This is a genomic window from Bradyrhizobium sp. Mp27 (assembly GCF_029953005.1).
GTDB lineage: Bacteria > Pseudomonadota > Alphaproteobacteria > Rhizobiales > Xanthobacteraceae > Bradyrhizobium > Bradyrhizobium barranii.
Genome location: NZ_JASAUS010000329.1, coordinates 1 through 4,328, shown reverse-complemented (window position 1 = coordinate 4,328; position 4,328 = coordinate 1). Strand labels below are relative to the sequence as shown.

The window sequence follows — 4,328 nt, the reverse complement described above, 5'->3', positions numbered from 1 at the left end:
GCGGGCGTGGCGTTCGCGGTTGGAGGTGATGGGGTTGGCTTCGCAACCGAATCCTACGCCGCATCAGCGCTTTACCCCTGAGGCGCACTCTTACGAATAAGACGGGCTAGCCTCCTATTCACGGTAATCTCGAGCGACGGTGAGAGAGTCGCCTCAAGCATGATGTGTGTGCGAACTTTCGCCCGCCCGAACAAATCTATGCAAGGGAGCAATAACTCTCCGAGCCATCGGTTTGCGCGTGGTAGCGGATTTTAAGGCCCGCTAGAATGCTCTGTTGGCGACCCTCTCGCCAACCTTTCTAGCTGCTTAGTATACGGTCCTCAACTCTTTCTTTCGCAAGTGATTCAAGAGGTCAATCTCCCTCCAATTAATAAACCACGGAAATCGCTCGACCTCCTTCACGAACAGCAAGGAATATAGTCGATGGGCCGACATACCGAGTCCTGTGAACAGCGCTTCCGCGCACTCCTTTCGAAATCCCGAAGTTAGATGTGGGCATGAAATCAAATCGAGCAAGAGATGCGCGTCACGCGAATTTCTGAGCGGAGCCACTTTCGGAAGCAGCTCTCCACGCAGCTTGCTTTCCGCTTGTTGTGCAAAATCTGCACGGGATTGACCGAAATAGAACAAGAAGGCGACGATAGAAAAGTAATCGATACTTTTATCGTCAAGGACGCGCCTGCTGATCGGAAACACGTTGGGTCGATAGTGCTCGGGAAGCTCGGTGGACGCAAGAATGATATTGAGCATTTCGATCGGCACCCAATCGGTAGGCGTACCATCCGATAGATTGGGATTGGTTATCACGTCCTCGAAAAGCAATCGCGCCCGCTCGTTGATGTACTCGGCGGCGCCCGGAAGGTTGTCCCTAAAGAAGCGAATCGAAAGAACTGCCGCTTTAGCGACCTGGTAGGAGCTTGTGACCGTTGCATGTACGATGAAGAAATAGAACATTGAAGAAAGGAGCGCGTCGAATGCGCGGGCGTACCTCTCTTCATCCAATCGAGTACTGGGCGCCGCTGAATTGAAGCTCGCGATGAGTAATTCGATTGTGCTAGCGATTGACCCGATGATGAAGGGACTCACGTCCTCGTAACCAGCATCACCGTTGGTGCAAGCGACCTTTACGTCATTTGAAAAACTGCGGACTAACGCCCTTGGATCACGAATGCGCTTTGGCACAAACGTGTGGTTTGACTGATCCACCTCATGGACCGCGTCTCTGAACTTCTGAACGGCTGGGGCGGCGCCTGAGATAATCTGTGAGCGACGCGTTTGTAAGGGACGCGCTTTCGTGAAAGTCTTGGACTCGTTCAGATGAAGATTGAACAGCAACAGAGCGTCCGCAATGGCACGCTGGACGGCATCTAGCACGTCGTGCTTGTTTGCGAAAATAGTGTAGTCGTCTATGTATCGCCGGATAACAAAGTCTGATCCGTATACGAGGTGCGTTTCCAGCTTTCGCAGAACGCTTGCCTCGACAGACTGCAAGATAATCTCAGCAAAAATTCGTGATAGCTCGGCGCCAACAGGAATGCCATTCGTCTCGTTGTAGTTGGCGTACTGCATGAGAGAATCGAAGTCATTTGCAAACGAAACGGCAGAAGTCGATTCCTTGCCATGCTGAACGTCTTTTACCGCCCAAGCGAGAGTGTGACTGTAGATCGACGAGAAGCATTTTGAGATATCGGTCAACCGCATCAGAGAAAATTTCTTCTCTAACCCAACAAATTCCTCCGAATTGAAAAACTTGTAGAAGCGATCGTATCCTTCGTACGCGAAGAACGACCCCGGATTTCGAACCGTTTGATCCTGGAGCAACATATCTATCGCCGCTCCCTTGTACTGCTTCCTTTCAGCGCTTGGACCAAGATAGAAGTAGGTGCTGCCGATCTTTACGGGGCGCCTCAACGATACGGCCTCATGGCGACAAAAGTAGGGAATGAGATGACCGTAGTCTCGGTAGAAGGCACACGCGCGATGTTGAGCCGCCGGATGCCCCAAACTCAATTGGCGGCTTGCGATGTTCGACAACCTGATGCGATATCGATGTGGCACGGTGTATCGCTGATCATTCTCTCGAACGAGCGCGGCAATTACACGTCGTAGACCGTCCGAAACCGGGCGTCGCCCTAGGTTCGCGTGAAAGCCATCATTCGAGAATATGATCGGCACATCGGCGGGAGCCGTATCAGTTAGCACCGCTCTTTCGTAGTCAGAGCGATCGATGTTACCTCGCCGTCTTCCAGACTTAGACATTTTGCCAGCATCGTCGCAATTCCGAGAGTTCTCCCATCGGAAAGTTGTAGAACGGCCGTTTCCTGAAGTTCGATGAAAAGTCGTATTTCAGAAGATAGCGGCGCGCGGCAATGGGCGCGCTTAGGGCGAAGCGAGCTGCTATTCCGCTTCGTGTCCCGACCAAGACGGATCGGAGAAAGGAGTCCAGTTCGTTGAGCGCCAAATATGAATTGACTCGTTTATAGTTTGCCCAAAGGCCAACACTTCGCTCGCGGCCGGTTGAGAAGTCACGTAGCTTGTAATTGCCAGTCAGGAGCTGCAATCGACGCTCAAGACGCACAGGATCGCCATCCTGCATGTATTGACCGATCGCAATACATAGGCGGGACTTGATCCTGGAAACTTTCTTTTTTGCAATCGAAAGCTCCACCTTGCGCCGAAACCGATTATCCGAATCTCGCGTTACCGGATACATAGAAAAGCTATAGCCGAGATAGTCGAACTGGCCCACCGGCGCGTTAGGCTGTCCCTTAGTAAAGGGGGGAAGGTCGATTCGCTTAGTCTTCTCTGCATTTAACTGAAGGCCAAACGGCAGCAGCTCTCGGATGGTGCGGGCAAAGTCTTTTGGGGACTCCCGCGCTCCAGTAACAATAATGATGTCATCAACATATCTCGCGTGAAAATATACGTCTGGAAGTGCCGACAGCGATCGATCAAATTGCTTGAGCGCGAATTCGGACAGAGTTGCGCTCAGTTGAATGCCTCTCGGCAGCCCCGAGATATTTCTGTCCCTGAGTTCGTCAAAGTAGTTCGCTAAGACGACGAGTGTGCCGCGCGGGATTTCAGGGACGAGCCAGAGCTTTGTAAATAGCTGACTCCTGTCTAAGCTTTCAAAGAACGACTTTATGTCGAATTTATAAATGCGGTGCTGGACACCTTCCTCGAGGATTGTAGTTAGGCGTCTTATTATAGTATCCCTATCAGCCGGTTGAATGCCGATAGAGGAGCGGAGAACGTGGTTTATCCCGCGAAGCGCGACCGCGTGCGGGGTTGATCTGACACAGTGCGCAATACTCCCTCTGATCGGAATAGGTTCGACCACGATACTCGCGAACCCAAAACGCAAAATCAATTCGGCACGGTGAGCAAGGCCGTTGGCATCGCAAGGATTTGCGATGATGTCCGGGTTTTGCAGATCCGACGAAATGATGCAGCGAGTAAGAAGGTCCCTATTCAGCCCCGGTAGCACCGATCTCCCCAAGTCTCGTTATGCTTTGGTTGAGCGCGCCGCAGTCAAAAGCGCCATCCTGATTCGATGGCATCCAAGCGCAACCCCTACGCGAAATCAACAAGACTTATGCCTAAGTTGAATGCGCAAATGAGAGGGGATGAAGATGTGCTCCGTTCCAAGATTCCCAGGCTCAGCTTGCGATTTGTCCACAGCCGCTATAAGCGGGGGCCTAACTCACCTCCAAGCCCCTAAAGGTAGAGTTTTTGCGGTGGTCGGCCGACTGCGCTTACCTGGCCGCATCATGTCTACCAAGTCCCGCCAATACCTGTTCGGCACCCAAATCAAAATGTCAGCCGAACGCGCCAAGGAAGCGCGCCGATAAGCTGGCATGTGAGGCGTGGAATTTTCGCATGCTTGGCTACAAAGGACCGGCACAGCCCTCCCCGACCATCGGCGACGCGATCAATGCCGGTTACCTCTACTTGGAGGTTCGATGCCTTGGGTGCGCTACCAATCAAACGGTAGCCCTCGACATCATCAGGCGCGCGAAGACGACACCAGTCCACGAGTTGGAGCGCTACCTGCGTTGCAAGGACTGCTCGGCGGTGCGACGATATCTGTATGAGCGAAGCGCACTGGTGGCGCTTAGGCCAACTAAGATTTCGGCCAGCCATCCGCCGTCAACGTGGTGGCCGGGGGAGCGTGATTAGATTTCCAGTTCGGGAGCTGAGAGTGGACGCATATTCCAGAGAGCTATGGCGGAATCTGGGTGATGACGGTGTGAGGAAGGCGGCGTATCGAGGCGGGTGACGAGCCTGCCAGAACCTCTCGAGGAGAGCGATACGCCATGACCGAGACT

Annotated in this window: 2 protein-coding genes and 1 pseudogene; 1 reads left to right on the top strand and 2 read right to left on the bottom strand. The window is 53.0% G+C overall.

Translation table 11 applies throughout. The features are described from left to right. Positions 1–306: 306 nt before the first annotated feature. Both drt3b and drt3a read right to left on the bottom strand, forming a co-directional pair. Positions 307–2,259 (bottom strand): antiviral reverse transcriptase Drt3b, encoded by a 1,953-nt coding sequence (drt3b, locus tag QJT78_RS49095; protein WP_080586863.1) that lies wholly within the window; start codon positions 2,257–2,259, stop codon positions 307–309. Continuing rightward, on the bottom strand, positions 2,252–3,487 hold the full coding sequence (gene drt3a, locus QJT78_RS49090; RefSeq protein WP_157790182.1) for an antiviral reverse transcriptase Drt3a: 1,236 nt from the start codon (positions 3,485–3,487) through the stop codon (positions 2,252–2,254). Before drt3a ends, drt3b begins: the two co-directional genes overlap by 8 nt. 283 nt (positions 3,488–3,770) lie before the next feature. On the opposite strand from drt3a, the pseudogene QJT78_RS49085 reads away from it, so the two are divergent. Beyond that, positions 3,771–4,179: pseudogene (locus tag QJT78_RS49085) on the top strand (hypothetical protein). Positions 4,180–4,328: the final 149 nt, after the last annotated feature.

Bases quoted from the DNA above. Each gene is read 5' to 3' on its own strand.
- drt3b (WP_080586863.1), bottom strand. From the start codon at position 2,259: ATGTCTAAGTCTGGAAGACGGCGAGGTAACATCGATCGCTCTGACTAC.